This is a genomic window from Streptomyces sp. NPDC057253 (genome assembly GCF_042669125.1).
Taxonomy (GTDB): domain Bacteria; phylum Actinomycetota; class Actinomycetes; order Streptomycetales; family Streptomycetaceae; genus Streptomyces.
In genome coordinates this window covers 1-14,965 of record NZ_JBHUXV010000039.1, presented here as the reverse complement: position 1 = coordinate 14,965, position 14,965 = coordinate 1, and the positions used below count along the sequence as shown (strand labels likewise).

At 70.6% G+C, this 14,965-nt stretch carries 12 protein-coding genes; 8 read left to right on the top strand and 4 right to left on the bottom strand.

The window, feature by feature from the left end:
- Window positions 1-76 precede the first annotated feature (76 nt).
- The 3 genes from ACFULQ_RS22035 (at window position 77) to ACFULQ_RS22025 (ending at window position 3,082) form a co-directional block, all read left to right on the top strand.
- Window positions 77-745 (top strand): DUF3000 domain-containing protein, encoded by a 669-nt coding sequence (locus ACFULQ_RS22035; protein WP_383546424.1) that lies wholly within the window; start codon window positions 77-79, stop codon window positions 743-745.
- A gap of 235 nt (window positions 746-980) precedes the next feature.
- Window positions 981-1,643 carry a response regulator transcription factor gene (locus ACFULQ_RS22030; protein WP_007385400.1) on the top strand — a complete coding sequence of 221 codons (663 nt, stop codon included), beginning with the start codon at window positions 981-983 and terminating at the stop codon, window positions 1,641-1,643.
- Window positions 1,644-1,801: 158 nt separating this feature from the next.
- On the top strand, window positions 1,802-3,082 hold the full coding sequence (locus ACFULQ_RS22025) for an HRDC domain-containing protein (protein WP_383546422.1): 1,281 nt from the start codon (window positions 1,802-1,804) through the stop codon (window positions 3,080-3,082).
- An 81-nt stretch (window positions 3,083-3,163) separates the two neighbouring features.
- Here the strand turns inward: ACFULQ_RS22025 and ACFULQ_RS22020 are convergent, their stop codons facing one another.
- The 3 genes from ACFULQ_RS22020 to ACFULQ_RS22010 are packed head-to-tail and all read right to left on the bottom strand — an operon-like array spanning window position 3,164 to window position 6,251.
- Window positions 3,164-3,994 (bottom strand): carbohydrate ABC transporter permease, encoded by an 831-nt coding sequence (locus tag ACFULQ_RS22020; RefSeq protein ID WP_383546420.1) that lies wholly within the window; start codon window positions 3,992-3,994, stop codon window positions 3,164-3,166.
- Window positions 3,991-4,932, bottom strand: coding sequence for a carbohydrate ABC transporter permease (locus ACFULQ_RS22015; RefSeq protein WP_383546418.1), 942 nt, complete (start codon window positions 4,930-4,932; stop codon window positions 3,991-3,993). The genes ACFULQ_RS22020 and ACFULQ_RS22015 overlap by 4 nt, the downstream gene beginning before the upstream one ends.
- Window positions 4,932-6,251: an ABC transporter substrate-binding protein gene (locus ACFULQ_RS22010; protein ID WP_383546416.1), complete on the bottom strand. Its 1,320-nt coding sequence runs from the start codon at window positions 6,249-6,251 to the stop codon at window positions 4,932-4,934. The genes ACFULQ_RS22015 and ACFULQ_RS22010 overlap by 1 nt, the downstream gene beginning before the upstream one ends.
- 163 nt (window positions 6,252-6,414) lie before the next feature.
- Here ACFULQ_RS22010 and ACFULQ_RS22005 point away from each other — a divergent pair, with 163 nt between their 5' ends.
- The 4 genes from ACFULQ_RS22005 (at window position 6,415) to ACFULQ_RS21990 (ending at window position 13,265) form a co-directional block, all read left to right on the top strand.
- Complete coding sequence (locus tag ACFULQ_RS22005) at window positions 6,415-8,772, top strand: glycoside hydrolase family 2 protein (RefSeq protein WP_383546414.1); 2,358 nt, start codon at window positions 6,415-6,417, stop codon at window positions 8,770-8,772.
- On the top strand, window positions 8,769-9,797 hold the full coding sequence (locus tag ACFULQ_RS22000) for a LacI family DNA-binding transcriptional regulator (RefSeq protein ID WP_383546412.1): 1,029 nt from the start codon (window positions 8,769-8,771) through the stop codon (window positions 9,795-9,797). Before ACFULQ_RS22005 ends, ACFULQ_RS22000 begins: the two co-directional genes overlap by 4 nt.
- 118 nt (window positions 9,798-9,915) lie before the next feature.
- Entirely contained in the window at window positions 9,916-11,142 is a 1,227-nt protein-coding gene (locus ACFULQ_RS21995) for a thiolase family protein (RefSeq protein WP_383546410.1), read from the top strand.
- Window positions 11,139-13,265 (top strand): 3-hydroxyacyl-CoA dehydrogenase NAD-binding domain-containing protein, encoded by a 2,127-nt coding sequence (locus ACFULQ_RS21990; protein WP_383546409.1) that lies wholly within the window; start codon window positions 11,139-11,141, stop codon window positions 13,263-13,265. Before ACFULQ_RS21995 ends, ACFULQ_RS21990 begins: the two co-directional genes overlap by 4 nt.
- Window positions 13,266-13,385: 120 nt before the next feature.
- Here the strand turns inward: ACFULQ_RS21990 and ACFULQ_RS21985 are convergent, their stop codons facing one another.
- The gene (locus ACFULQ_RS21985; RefSeq protein ID WP_383546508.1) at window positions 13,386-14,414 is read right to left on the bottom strand and encodes a hypothetical protein; all 1,029 of its coding nucleotides are present in this window, start codon (window positions 14,412-14,414) and stop codon (window positions 13,386-13,388) included.
- 70 nt (window positions 14,415-14,484) lie between these two features.
- Here ACFULQ_RS21985 and ACFULQ_RS21980 point away from each other — a divergent pair, with 70 nt between their 5' ends.
- Window positions 14,485-14,850, top strand: coding sequence for an NTP pyrophosphohydrolase (locus tag ACFULQ_RS21980; RefSeq protein WP_383546407.1), 366 nt, complete (start codon window positions 14,485-14,487; stop codon window positions 14,848-14,850).
- The last annotated feature ends 115 nt before the right edge of the window (window positions 14,851-14,965 follow it).

The window sequence follows — 14,965 nt, the reverse complement described above, 5'->3', positions numbered from 1 at the left end:
GGTGTCTGTGTGGGCATGGGGCCAAGTCCGGGTGTCTAGGGCGGCACCACGGCCCCCTTCCCTTTAACCTTCCGGCATGGCTGCGGCTCAGGGACGACTGTCGGACGGCGCTGGTGGGATGGACGACGCGAAGGAAGGGGACCGGGATGGGAGCGGTGCGGCTCCGCCGGCTTTCCAGGCCGCGGTTCAGGCCCTGCGCGGCAGTCGGCTCAGGCCGCAGATCGAGATCGAGCCGACCCGGGCTCCGCAGCGGCTCGCCCCCTACGCGTACGCGTTGGAGGCCACCGTCGTCGACGGCGACCAGGACCTCGCCGACGGGCGTCTGGTGCTGCTGCACGACCCTGACGGGCACGACGCCTGGCGGGGCACCTTCCGGCTGGTGACGCTGGTGCGCGCGGAGCTGGAGCCGGAGATGGCGGCCGACCCGCTGCTGCCCGAGGTGTGCTGGTCCTGGCTGACCGGGGCGCTCGGGGCGCGCGGACTGTCGTACGGCGAACCGAGCGGCACCGTCACGCGCGCGAGCTCGCACTACTTCGGCGGGCTGTCCGAGCGCCCCGCGGCCTCGCAGATCGAGATCCGTGCCTCCTGGACGCCCCGTGAGGGCCTGGGCGGGGTGCCGGACGCTTCAGCGCACCTGACGTCCTGGTGCGATCTGCTGGCCCAGGTCGCAGGACTGCCGCCGGCCGGTCCGGGTGACGCGTCGGTGGTGACGTTGCCACAGCGCCGCGACCCCCAGGCGCGCTGACCCCCTGCCCACCAGCGGAACCGTCCACCCACATGGCGCATCAATTTGTCGATACGGCCACTTTCAGTCAGGAGTGAGTCATCGAACGACTCGATGTGCTCACCGAACGATCGATCGCACGTCCGAATTGCACGAATTGTTACTCACTAGATCGTGATCATTCTCTAAAGGACGCCGGGTTCGGTGCCGAAGACGTCTGTGACCTTCCAAGCCGTCCCGCACCCCAGGAGGCCCGGTGTCCGTTCTCCTCGAGCAGCCCGCAAGCCTGGTCGCCTACCGCCCGAACAAGCCCACCGCCATGGTGGTCGTGGCCGACCCGCGTGTCCGCTCCACCGTCACCCGTCACCTCTGGGCGCTCGGTGTGCGCGATGTCATCGAGGCCTCGTCGGTGGCGGAGGCCCGTCCCCGTATCGGCAGCCCCAGAGACATCTGCGTCGCCGACGTCCACCTCCCCGACGGCTCCGGCCTGACGCTGCTGTCCGAGACCCGCGCCGCGGGCTGGCCCAACGGCCTCGCCCTCTCCGCGGCCGACGACATCGGCGCCGTGCGCAACGCCCTCGCGGGCGGCGTCAAGGGCTACGTCGTCACCGGCACCCGCACCAACCTCGGGCTCCCCACCCGACCGGGCGCCGCCCCCATCGGCGCCGCCGCCGCCCGTATGCACCGCCGCCCCCCGGGTGCCCCGAGCCACCCGGGCGGCTACCGCGAGCTCTCCGGCCGCGAGGTCGAGGTGCTGCGGCTGGTGGCCGAAGGCCAGTCGAACAAGGCCATCGGCGTCTCGATGGGCCTGTCCGCACTGACCGTCAAGAGCCACCTCGCCCGGATCGCCCGCAAGCTCGGCACGGGTGACCGCGCCGGCATGGTGGCGGTGGCCCTGCGCACCGGCATCATCCACTGAGGTTCCCCCGAGCCTCGTCCCCAGGGGCTCGTCCGGGCCTCACTGTTCACGGACGTGAACCAGAGCTTTCACCGGGCTGACTGGTTTACGACCCTCAGGCGCCTGCCGTCGGAACGTTCCGTCGGCAGGCGCTGTCCATACACGGATACCCTTGACATGTGACCGACGCCCAAGAGACCGCAGCAGACGTTTCACTGCGAACCACCGGAGGCGGCCCTCCGGACGATGGTGGATCTTCTGGCGCGGAGGCGCCGATCCCTCTGCTGGAGCCGCGCGAGGGCATTCCGCCCGTGATCGCCGACGAGGCCGCGCTCGCCGAGGTGATCGCCGCGTTCGCCGCGGGTACCGGGCCCGTCGCCGTCGACGCCGAGCGGGCGTCCGGCTACCGCTACGGCCAGCGCGCCTATCTCGTCCAGCTGCGCCGCGCGGGTGCGGGGACCGCGCTGATCGACCCCGTGGCCTGTCCCGATCTGTCCGGGCTCGGCGAGGCGCTCTCCGGCGTCGAGTGGGTGCTGCACGCCGCCACACAGGATCTCCCCTGTCTCCGCGAGATAGGCATGATCCCCACCCGGCTCTTCGACACCGAGCTGGCCGGGCGGATCGCCGGGTTCCCCCGGGTGGGGCTCGGCGCGATGGTCGAGGGCGTCCTGGGCTTCGTCCTGGAGAAGGGCCACTCGGCCGTCGACTGGTCGACCCGCCCGCTGCCCGAGCCGTGGCTGCGGTACGCCGCCCTCGACGTGGAACTGCTCGTCGATCTGCGGGACGCGCTGGAGAAGGAGCTCGACCGGCAGGGGAAGCTGGAGTGGGCGCTTCAGGAGTTCGACGCGATCGCCTCGGCTCCGCCGGCCGAACCCCGCAAGGATCCCTGGCGTCGCACCTCCGGCATGCACAAGGTACGGCGGCGTCGGCAGCTGGCCGTCGTCAAGGAGCTGTGGGAGGCGCGGGACCGGATCGCCCAGCGGCGGGACGTGTCACCCGGCAAGGTGCTGTCCGACGCGGCGATCGTCGAGGCGGCGCTCGCGCTTCCGGTGAACGTGCACGCGCTCGCCGCGTTGAACGGGTTCGGGCATCGGACGGGGCGGCGGCAGCTGGAGCAGTGGCAGGCCGCCGTCGACCGGGCCAGGGCCCTTGCGGAGACGCAGTTGCCGCAGCCGGGGCAGCCGGTGACGGGGCCTCCGCCCCCGCGCGCCTGGGCCGACAAGGATCCCGCGGCGGCGGCTCGGTTGTCCGCGGCGCGGGCGGCGGTTTCGGCGTTGGCCGAGTCGCTGAACATGCCTCAGGAGAACCTGATCAGCCCGGACACCGTGCGGCGGGTCTGCTGGGAGCCGCCGAGTGTCGTCAGTGCGGAGTCCGTGGGGGCGGCGCTGGCCGGTTTGGGGGCTCGGGCCTGGCAGGTTGAGCAGGTCACGCCGGTTCTTGTCGCCGCGTTGTCCGCGTAGCCGCCGTAGGGGTCCTTCGACGTGCGGCGGCTGCGGGTGCGTCGTGGTTGCTCGCGCAGTTCCCCGCGCCCCTAAAAGCACTTACCTGGTCGCGCCTCTCATGAAGCCGTTGTAGATGAAGCGCTGCAAGCTCAGGAAGACGATCAGGGTCGGCAGGATCACCAGTACCGCTCCTGCCGAGATGACCTCCCAGTGGGCTGCGTAGGGGCCCTTGAAGCGGAACAGGGACGTCGAGATCACGCCAAGATCTTCCGAGGGCATGTAGAGGAAGGGGATGTAGAAGTCGTTGTAGACGGTGATGCCCTTCACGATCACCACGGTCGCGATCGCGGGCTTCAGCAGCGGGAAGATGATCTTGCGGTAGATCGTGAAGGCGTTGGCACCGTCCAGGCGGGCCGATTCGTCCAGGGAGATCGGGATCGAGCGGACGAACTGCAGGAAGATGTAGATCGAGACGATGTCGGTGCCCATGTAGAGGGCGATCGGCGCCCAGAGGGTGTCGAACATGCCGAAGCTGTTGACGATCTGGAAGGTGGCCACCTGGGTCGTCACACCGGGGACCAGGGCCGCCGTGAGGAAGAGCGCCACCACCAGCTTCTTGAAGCGGAAGGTGAAGCGGTCGATCGCGTAGGCCGTCATCGAGCCGATCAGGACCGTGCCGGTGACCGAGACCAGCAGGATGATCGTGGTGTTGGTGAAGGCGGAGAGCATCTCGCCGTCCCGGAACGCCGCCGCGTAGTTGTGGAAGTTCAGCAGGTCGTGCGGGAGTTCCAGCGCGCCGCTCGTGTTCGCCATCTCCTTCTCCGACTTGAGGGAGGTCAGGAGGACGACGAGGAGCGGGAGCAGCACGATCAGGGTCGCGGCGATCAGCGACAGGTGGACCAGGGTGCGGGCGATCCCACGGCGCGTCATACGAGGTCCACCTTGTCGTCGGGGACCAGGCGCCGCTGCACCCAGGTCACCAGCAGGATGATCAGCAGGAGGACGAGGGCGGCCGCCGAGGCCAGGCCCGTCTTGTTGAAGCGGAACGCCAGGTTCACCGTCTGGATCACGAAGGTCTCGGTGCCGGTCGCCCCGCCGGTCATGATGTACGGGATCTCGAAGACCGACAGTGAACCGGAGATCGACAGGATCACCGTCAGGGTCAGAACCGGCTTGATGCCGGGCGCGATGATGTGGCGGAACTGCTGCCAGCGGTTCGCGCCGTCCAGCTCGGCGGCCTCGTAGAGCTCTCCCGGGATCGACTGGATGGCGCCCAGGAAGAGCACGAAGTTCAGGCCCAGGTAGCGCCAGACCGAGACGGCGGCCAGCGAGGTGTTCGCGGAGGCCGGGGTGCCGAGCCAGGCGTGGTCGGTGTGCACCCCGAACAGGCTCAGCACCGAGTCGAGGGTGCCGCCGTCCTGGAAGAAGTAGAGGAACACGAAGCCGATCGCGACCCCGTTGATCAGGTACGGGAAGAAGAGCACGCCCTTGAAGAAGTTCCGGAAGCGGACGTCGAAGCTCAGGACGGTCGCGAAGTAGAGGGCCAGCGCGATCTGGATCGCGGACGCGGCCAGGTAGTAGCCGCTGACCCAGAAGACCTCGAAGAGATCCGGGCGGGTGAAGACCTCCTGGTAGTTCTCGACGCCCGTCCAGTGCAGCACGGGGCTGACGCCGTCCCAGTCGGTGAAGCTGTACGCCAGCATGTTGGCGATCGGCGCGTACGTGAACGTGATCAGCAGGGCGAGCGGGGCGATCAGGAACAGCCAGGGCGTGACGCCCCGCCACGCACGGGTCCGGCGCGAGGCGGGCGCCGGGACGGGGGCGGCCGTGCTCACCTCCACGGCCGCCTTCTCGGTGGTGTTCGTCATCAGGACCCCAGCTTCTTCTGGGCGTCCGTCCAGCGCTTGCTGAGGTCGCCGAGGAAGCCGTCGAGGCTGCCCTTGCGGGCGCCGCGGGCGAGGTCGACGAGGTTCTGGCGGTACTCGGGGGCGTAGATGCCGACCTCCGAGTCGCTGTCGAGCTGCTTGACCCGGGCACCCTGGGCGTCGTCCACCTCGATGAGCCTCACGCCCTGGTCCTCGTACGGCTTGAGCACCTGGGGCATCGGGGCGTCCTTGAGCGGGGAGATGGCGAGGTTGTCCTCGACGTAGCCGGACTTGTCGGTGAACCAGTCGATCCAGGCGCGGGCGGCCTCCTTGTACCGGGAGTGCACGTTGACGGCCTGGTTGTAGCCCGGCGCCACGGTCGCGCAGAACTTTCCGTCCGTCTGCGCCGGGAAGGGCATGAAGCCGATGTCGTCGGGGTCGGCCCCGGCCTTCCTGGCGGCGTCCTGGAACTGCACGATCGCCCAGGTGCCGAGCCACTGGGTGGCGATCTCGCCCTTGGCGGTACGGGGCTTGGACTCCTCCCAGTTGCTGGTCGTCGGGTCCTTCTCGACCAGGCCCTGCTGGACGATGTCGTGGAGCAGGGTGTCGCCGACGCGCAGGTCGGCGCCCTTCGCCCACGGGTCGCCCTCGGCGAGCTCGGTGGTGGCCTGCGGGTCGCAGCTGACGGCGCCGTCGACGTACGTCCAGGAGGTGAGCGTCCAGCCGGCCGCGAAGTTGGTGTAGTACGGGATCGCGTCGGTCTTCGCCTTGATGGCCTTGAGGTCGGCGATGAACTCGGCCGGGGTGGTGGGCCATGCGGTGACCCCGGCCTCCTTCCAGATCCGCTTGTTGTAGACGAACCCGGGGGCCACGCCGACCGGGCTCTGTCCGTAGACCTTGCCGTCGACCGTGGTGTAGTCGGTGAAGCGGTACTTCTTCGCACGCTCGGCCTGTGTGCCCAGCGAGGCGAAGAACCTCGGGTAGTCGGCCTTCTTGATGACCGCGGGGATCAGCAGGACGTCACCGTAGTTCTCGGTGTTCATCCGGATCTTGACCTCGGCCTCGTAGTTGGTGAGGCCCTCGAACTCGACCTTGACCTTCGGGTAGGTCCTGTTGCACTCGGCGGCGTACTTCTTGAGGGTGCCGTCCTGCACGAGGTCGGTGCGGACGGTGAGCACCTTGATGGTTCCGGTGACCTTCGACGGGTCGTCAGGAGCCTTGGCGTCGGCGCCCTTCGAGGATCCTCCGGTGCCGGTGCAGCCCGGGAGCAGCAGGGCGGCACTCGCGGCCACGGCCAGGGACACGGCTGTACGGCGGTTCATGTGCATCAGCTCCGTTCAAGGGACGGACGAGCACGAGCGGGTTGGCTGGTTCGGTACTCTGACAACGTTTTCTTAACCGGTACAGTCCCTATCTCGCCAAGGATGGCAGCGGTGCCGAAATGCGTCCGCAGGACAGGACTTGATCGGTTTAGGGAGTGTGTTCATGCTTCAGGCCACACCGCTCACCGAGGGCTGGATCCTGCGGCACGAGGGCGAGGAGCTGCCGGCCGTGGTGCCGGGCTGTGTGCACACCGATCTGCTCGCGGCCGGGGTGATCCCAGATCCCTTCCTCGGCCTGGGCGAGACCGAGGTCGCGTGGGTGGGGCGGCGGGAGTGGACCTACGAGAGGGAGCTGGCGCCCTCGAACGGGCATGAGCAGACCGACCTCGTCCTCGACGGTCTGGACACCGCGGCCGAGATCCGGTTGGACGGCCAACTCCTGGGCCGGACAAGGAACATGCACCGCTCGTACCGCTTCGACGTGACCGGCATGTCCGGTCGGCTGAGCGTGCGGTTCGTCTCCGCCTACGCCGAGGCCGAGGCGGTGCGCGGGAAGCTGGGCGAGCGGCCGGCCGCGTATGCCGAGCCGTATCAGTACCTCCGCAAGATGGCCTGCTCGTTCGGCTGGGACTGGGGGCCCACGCTGGTGACGGCCGGGATCTGGCGGCCGGTGCGGATCGAGCGGTGGTCCACGGCGAGGATCGCCCGGGTGCGGCCGCTGGTGAGCGTCGAACAGGGCGTGGGCGTGGTGGAGTTGGCGGTCGAGGTGGAGCGCGCCCGGGTCGAGGCGCCGCTGACCGTGGAGGCCGTGGTGGACGGGGTGCGGGCGCGCGCGGCGATCGACAAGGCCTCGGGGGTGGTACGGCTCGAAGTCCCGCAGGCGCGCCTGTGGTGGCCGCGAGGCTACGGTGAACAGCCGCTTTACGACGTCGTGTTGACTCTGCTGCACGAGGACCGCCCCCTGGACGTGTGGCGGCGCAGGGTCGGCTTCCGGACCGTCGAGCTGGACCGGTCGGCCGACGAGCACGGCACCGGGTTCTGTCTGGTGGTCAACGGCGAGCGGATCTTCGCGCGCGGCGTGAACTGGATCCCGGACGACGTGTTCCCCTCCCGGATCACCCGTGAGCGGTACCGGGAGCGGCTGCGGCAGGCGGCGGGCGCCGGGGTGGACCTGGTGCGGGTCTGGGGCGGCGGGATCTACGAGAGCGAGGACTTCTACGACGCCTGCGACGAGCTGGGGCTGCTGGTGTGGCAGGACTTCCCGTTCGCCTGCGCGGCCTATCCGGAGGAGCAGCCGCTCAGGGGTGAGGTGGAGGCGGAGGCCCGGGAGAACGTCGTACGGCTGATGCCGCATCCCTCACTGGTGCTGTGGAACGGCAACAACGAGAACCTGTGGGGGTTCCGGGACTGGGGGTGGGAGGCGCGGCTCGCCGGGGACTCCTGGGGGGAGGGGTACTACCTGGGCCTGTTGCCGCGGGTGGTGGCCGAGCTGGATCCGACGCGGCCGTACACGGCGGGCAGTCCCTGGTCCGGGTCCTGGGAGCACCACCCGAACGATCCGGCGCACGGGACGCATCACTCGTGGGAGGTCTGGAACCGGCTCGACTACACCGAGTACCGCGGTGAAGTGCCGCGATTCGTGGCCGAGTTCGGGTGGCAGGCACCGCCCGCGTACGCCACGCTCGCGCGGGCGCTGGCCGGGGAGGAGCTCGCGGCGGACTCCCCCGGCATGCTGCACCACCAGAAGGCCGACGACGGGAACGGCAAGCTGCGGCGGGGACTGGAGCGGCATTTCGCTTTCCCCGAGGGGGACTTCGACCGCTGGCACTACCTCACGCAGGTCAACCAGGCGCGGGCGGTGGCGGCCGGGATCGAGCACTGGCGGTCGCACTGGCCGGTGTGTGCGGGGACGGTGGTGTGGCAGTTCAACGACTGCTGGCCGGTGACGAGTTGGTCGGCGGTGGACGGGGACGGGCGAGAGAAGCCGCTGTACCACGAGTTGCGGCGGCTGTACGCGGACCGGCTGCTGACGGTCCGCGAGCGGGTGGTGGCCGTGGCCAACCAGGCGGGCGAGGAGTGGGCGGGTGTCCTGCGGCTGCGGCGGATGTCGGTCGAGGGGGCGGTGATCGGCGAGGCGGGCCTGGAGTTCCGGGCGGGACGCCGGGCCGTGGCCGAGGTGCCGGTGCCGGACGAGCTGGAGCCCGCCGGTCCGAAGGAGTTCCTGGTGGCCGACGCGGACGGGCTGCGGGCCCTGCGCTTCCCCTCACCCGATCGTGAAATCCCCTATCCCCGCCCCGAGTTCGAGGTGACGGTGGCGCCGGGTTCCGTGACCGTGACGGCCCACACCCTCGTACGGGATCTGCTGTTGCAGGCCGACCGGCTGGATCCGGCGGCCCGGGCCGATCGGGGGCTGGTGACGCTGTTGCCCGGGGAACGGGTGACCATCGGGGTCAGCGGGTGGGAGACTCCCGATCCGGACGCCGCCCGGTCCGCCCTGTACTGCCTGGAGCCCGGTTCATGACGACCCCCCGCGTCACCATCAAGGACGTCGCCGCGCGCGCCGGGGTGTCCAAGGGGGCCGTGTCGCTCGCCTTCAACCACAAGCCGGGGCTGTCGGAGGCGACCCGGGACCGGATCTTCCGGGCCGCGCGGGAGCTGGGCTGGGCGCCGAACCTCACCGCGCGGACGCTCGCCGGGTCCCGGGTGGACGTGGTGGGGCTCGCGGTGTGCCGGCCGGCCCGGCTGCTGGGACTCGAACCGTTCTACATGGAGTTCGTGTCGGGTGTGGAGAGCGTGCTGATCGAGCGGAACTGCTCGCTGCTGCTGCGGCTCGTGCGGACCGTGGAGGAGGAGGTCGGGCTTCAGGAGTCGTGGTGGCGCGGGCGGCAGATCGGCGGCTCGATCCTGGTGGACTTCCGGGCGGACGATCCGCGGGTCGCCGCCGTCGAGCGGCTGGGGATGCCGGTGGTGGCCGTGGGGCATCCGTCGTTCACCGGGGCGCTGACCTCCGTGTGGACCGACGACGCGACCGCCGTGACGGAGGCCGTGCGGTATCTCGCGGCGCTCGGGCACCGGCGGATCGCCCGGGTGGGCGGCGCGGCGGCGCTCGGGCACACGGCCACGCGCACGGCCGCCTTCGACAAGGCGGCGCGGACGCTGGAGCTCGCCGGGGCCTGGCAGGTCACCACCGACTACTCGGGCGAGGCCGGGGCGCGGGCCACGCGGTCCCTGCTGACCGCCGCCCCGCCGGACCGGCCGACGGCGATCGTCTACGACAACGACATCATGGCCGTCGCCGGTCTGTCGGTCGCGGCGGAGATGGGCCTGAGCGTGCCGCACGACGTCTCGCTGCTCGCCTGGGACGACTCCCAGCTGTGCCGGCTCACGCATCCGACCTTGTCCGCGATGAGCCATGACGTGCACGGATTCGGGGCGGAGGCGGCCCGTACGCTGTTCGGGGTGATCACCGGGGAGGGACCCGGATCGCACCCCGTGCCCACTCCGGTGCTGACGCCGAGGGGATCGACGGCGCCTCCCGCGGTGTGACCTTCGCCGCTCCGGCCTCCAGGGGTGGGCAGCAACGTTACTCATAAGTAGCATGGGACTGAGCGCGCGCTCAGCGCGGTCGCAGCAGTGCAGATCCCGCATCTGGAGGAGAGCCATCGTGCCTCGTACCGTCAGGGACGTCGTCTTCGTCGACGGCGTCCGCACCCCGTTCGGCAAGGCGGGCCCGAAGGGTATCTACCACGAGACCCGGGCCGATGACCTCGTCGTGAAGGCGATCCGGGAGCTGCTGCGCCGCAACCCCGGTCTCGACCCGAAGAAGATCGACGAGGTCGCCATCGCCGCGACCACGCAGATCGGTGACCAGGGCCTGACCATCGGCCGCACCGCGGGCATCCTCGCCGGGCTGCCGCAGTCGGTGCCCGGTTACTCCATCGACCGCATGTGCGCGGGCGCGCTGACCGCCGTGACCACGGTCGCCGGTTCGGTCGCCTTCGGTGCCTACGACATCGCCATCGCCGGTGGTGTCGAGCACATGGGCCGTCACCCCATGGGTGAGGGCGTGGACCCGAACCCGCGGTTCGTGAGCGAGAAGCTGGTCGACGAGTCCGCCCTGTTCATGGGCATGACCGCCGAGAACCTGCACGACCGCTACCCGCAGATCACCAAGCAGCGCGCCGACGAGTACGCCGTGCGCTCCCAGGAGAAGGCCGCCAAGGCGTACGCCAACGGCAAGATCCAGGCCGACCTGGTCCCGATCTCGGTGCGCCGCACCAACCCGGAGGCCGGTGAGACGGGCTGGGGCCTGGTCACCGCCGACGAGCCGATGCGCCCGGGCACGACCCTGGAGAACCTCTCCGGCCTCAAGACCCCGTTCCGCGTCCACGGCCGGGTCACCGCCGGTAACGCGGCCGGTCTGAACGACGGCGCCACCGCCTCGCTGATCGCCTCCGAGGAGTTCGCCCGCGAGAACGACCTGCCGGTGAAGATGCGCCTGGTCGCGTACTCCTTCGCGGGTGTCGAGCCGGAGGTCATGGGCTACGGCCCGATCCCGGCCACCGAGAAGGCCCTCGCGCAGGCGGGTCTGTCGATCTCCGACATCGGTCTGTTCGAGATCAACGAGGCCTTCGCCGTCCAGGTCCTGGCCTTCCTCGACCACTACGGCATCGCGGACGACGACGAGCGCGTCAACCAGTACGGCGGCGCCATCGCCTTCGGTCACCCGCTGGCCTCCTCGGGTGTGCGTCTGATGACGCAGCTGGCCCGCCAGTTCGAGGAGCAGCCCGAGGTCCGCTACGGCCTGACCACCATGTGCGTCGGCTTCGGCATGGGCGCCACGGTCATCTGGGAGAACCCGCACCACAAGGACGCCGGAGGCGACAAGTGAGCACCACCGAACTCCTCAAGGGCGCGGCCGAGCTGTTCCCCGACGAGGTCGTGACGTCCGCGCACGTACGCCACCTCGACCTGCCGTTCAACGCGGGGCGCTTCGCGCTCATCACGCTGGACAACGGCTTCGACCACACCAAGCCGACCACCTTCGGCCCGGCCTCGCTGGCGAACCTGAACACCGCCATCGACCAGGTCGAGAAGGAGGCCGCGGCCGGCGAGATCGTCGGTGTCGGCATCACCGGCAAGCCGTTCATCTTCGCCGTCGGCGCCGACCTCAAGGGCGTCGAGCTGCTCAAGGAGCACAAGGACGCGCTGGCCATCGGCAAGGGCGGCCACGAGGTCTTCAAGCGACTCGCGGGCATCGCGGTGCCGACCTTCGCGTACTACAACGGCGCGGCCATGGGCGGCGGTGTCGAGGTCGGTCTGCACTGCACCTACCGCACGGTCTCCGCGGCCCTGCCCGCCTTCTCGCTCCCCGAGGTCTTCCTCGGTCTGGTCCCCGGCTGGGGCGGCTGCACCCTGCTGCCGAACCTGATCGGCGCCGAGAAGGCCGTCTCGGTGATCATCGAGAACTCCCTCAACCAGAACAAGCAGCTGGGGGGCGCGCAGGTCTACGAACTGGGCATCGCCGACGCGCTGTTCGAGGGCGCGGACTTCCTGGAGCAGTCCCTGCTGTGGACGGCGGCCGTCCTCAAGGGCGAGATCGTCGTCGAGCGCCCGGTGATCGACCGCGGTGAGGCCTGGGACCAGGCCGTCGCCAAGGGCCGCTTCATCGCCGACTCCAAGGTGCACGGGGCCGCTCCGGCCGCCTACCGCGCCCTGGACATCATCGAGGCCGCCAAGAACGGCGACCTCCAGCAGGGCTACGACGCCGAGGACCAGGCCCTCGCCGACCTGATCATGGGTGGCGAACTGCGCTCCGGCATCTACGCGTTCAACCTGGTGCAGAAGCGCGGCAAGCGTCCCGCGGGCGCCCCGGACAAGAACCTGGCCCGCCCGGTCACCAAGGTCGGTGTCGTCGGCGCCGGTCTGATGGCCTCCCAGCTCGCGCTGCTCTTCCTGCGCCGCCTGGAGGTGCCGGTCGTGCTGACCGACATCGACCAGGAGCGCGTCGACAAGGGTGTGGGCTACGTCCACGCCGAGATCGAGAAGCTGCTCGGCAAGGGCCGTATCAACCAGGACAAGGCCAACCGCCTCAAGGCCCTGGTCACCGGTGTGCTGGACAAGGCCGAGGGCTTCTCCGACGCGGACTTCATCATCGAGGCCGTGTTCGAGGAGATCGGCGTCAAGCAGACGGTGTTCGCGGAGGTCGAGGCGGTCGCCCCGGCGCACGCGATCCTCGCCACCAACACCTCCTCCCTCTCCGTCACGGAGATGGCGTCGAAGCTCAAGAATCCCGAGCGGGTCGTGGGCTTCCACTTCTTCAACCCGGTCGCGATCCTCCCGCTCCTGGAGATCGTCCGCGGCGAGCAGACGGACGACGCCTCGCTGGCGACCGCCTTCGCGGTGGCCAAGAAGCTGAAGAAGACCGCGGTACTCGTGAAGGACGCCCCGGCGTTCGTCGTGAACCGCATCCTCACCCGCTTCATGGGCGAGATCCAGAACGTCATCGACGAGGGCACCCCGGTGGCCGTCGCGGAGAAGGCGGTGGAGCCGCTCGGCCTGCCGATGTCCCCGCTGGTCCTCCTGGAGCTGGTCGGCCCCGCGATCGGTCTGCACGTCTCGGAGACCCTCAACCGGGCCTTCCCGGACCGCTTCACGGTCTCCCCGAACCTCGCGGCCGTCGTCAAGGCGGGCAAGCGCGGCTTCTACGTCTACGACTCCGGCAAGCCGGAGCTGGACCCCGAGGTCGCCGCGCTTCTCAAGCAGGGCGATGTCGTCCTGTCCGAGGAGCAGGTCCGCGAGCGCGTCCTGGACGCCGTCGCCCAGGAGATCGGGCTCATGCTCGACGAGGGTGTCGTCGCCGAGGCCCAGGACATCGACCTCTGCCTGATCACGGGCGCCGGCTGGCCCTTCCACCTGGGCGGCATCACGCCGTACCTGGACCGCGAGGGTGTCTCCGAGCGCGTGAACGGCAAGAAGTTCCTGGCTCCGGGCCTGGCGTCGGTTCCGGCGTAAGCGCCTTTCGTACGGCCGTGAAGGGGGCCTCCGCTTCGGCGGGGGCCCCTTTCGCGTCCCGGGTCCCGGCAGTGCCCGGACGGCCCTGGGACCGGCGTTCCCGGGTCCCCGGCAGGGCCGTCAGACCTCCTGCCAGGCCGCCAGCGCCAGGCCCGGCTCGTCCTTCTGCCGGGCGATCCGCAGATCGCCGTCGGGGGTGAGCGTGGCGGCGACGATACGGCGGTCCGCGTCCTCGGTGAGGGCCACGGCCGTGTCCACCGGCAGCTGCGGCCCGGACTCGGTCCACCACAGGCCCGCCGACTCCTGCTCCGTCGGACAGGCCGCGAAGGCGACGCGGCCGGAGGCCGAACGCTGGGCGAGGAGCGTGCAGTCGTGGCCCTCCAGCGTGCAGCGCAGCAGGGCGACCGGGCCGGGGCCGGCCGCGGCGAGCAGGGGGACGGGCTCGATAGCCGGCCGCCAGGCGTGGAGCATGCCCTCCGGGTCCGCGAAGAACAGCGTGGTGTGCTCCTTGGAGGTGGGCAGCGCGCTCAGGGTGCCCGGCTCGACGCGGACCGGCAGCGGGTCGTCCGGCACGGGAGGCGCGCCGGCCTCCTGCTGGAGCCAGCGCAGGATGCCGGTGGGGGCGGTGCCGTACAGCTCCACCCGGCCCGACTCCCCCGTCACCGCGACCAGTTGCTCATGGACGTCGGAACCCGTGAGGTCCGCCCAGGCGCTCCAGCCGCCGCGCTCCTTCTGTACGAGGGCGTGCACGCCGTTCCCGCGGTTGCGGGCGAAGACATGGGCCCGGCCCTCCGCGTCCACGGCCACGGCGGGCAGGCCGGTGCGCGCGCCCGCCCTGTCGGGGTGGCCGATCGCGGCCCAGTCGAGGGGGGCGAGGTGGACGCGGAAGTGGGTGGAGTGGACGAGGCCCGACTCCGCGGCCTTGGTGGGGCGCCAGGAGACGAGGTGTGCGTAGCCGTCGACGCCCTGGCCGACGGCGAGTCCGGGGTGCAGGCGCTGGTCGCCGCCGACCTTGCGCCAGGGCAGCCAGGTGTCGCCGCCCGGCCGGCGCTCCGCCCGGCACCACACTCCGTCGTCGCGGACCGTGTAGACGCCGAGCCGGCCGTCGCGGGCGCGGATGAGCCAGTTGCCGTTCACTGTACGGACCATTGACACGGGGCCACTCTAATCGGGCGGCCGGTGCCGACTTCGGGTGGGCCGGGCGTGGGACGCTGGGGGCATGAGTGACGCGCAGCTGGTGATCGTGGACGCCGCGAACGTCGTCGGCTCGGTGCCGGACGGGTGGTGGCGGGACCGACGGGGGGCCGCGGAGCGGCTGCGGGACCGGCTGGCGGCGGAGGGGGTGCCGGGGCGGGACGGGCCGGTGGAGATCGTGCTGGTGGTGGAGGGGGCGGCTCGGGGGGTGTCCTCGGTGCCGGGAGTGCGGGTGGAGTCGGCACCGGGGAGCGGGGACGACCACATGGTGGAGCTGGTGGCGGGGGCCGGTGAGCGGCCGGTGCTGGTCGTGACCGCGGACCGGGAACTGCGGCGGAGGGTGGGGGAGTTGGGGGCGGAGGTGGCGGGGCCGCGGACGGTACGGCCGTAGCGCCTGATGAAGTGCTGCGTCAGGTGCTTGGGCGGCTGCGGGTGCATCGTGGCTGGTCGCGCAGTTCCCCGCGCCCCTGAAAAGGTGGGCTGCAACCTACCCAGGGGCGCGGGGA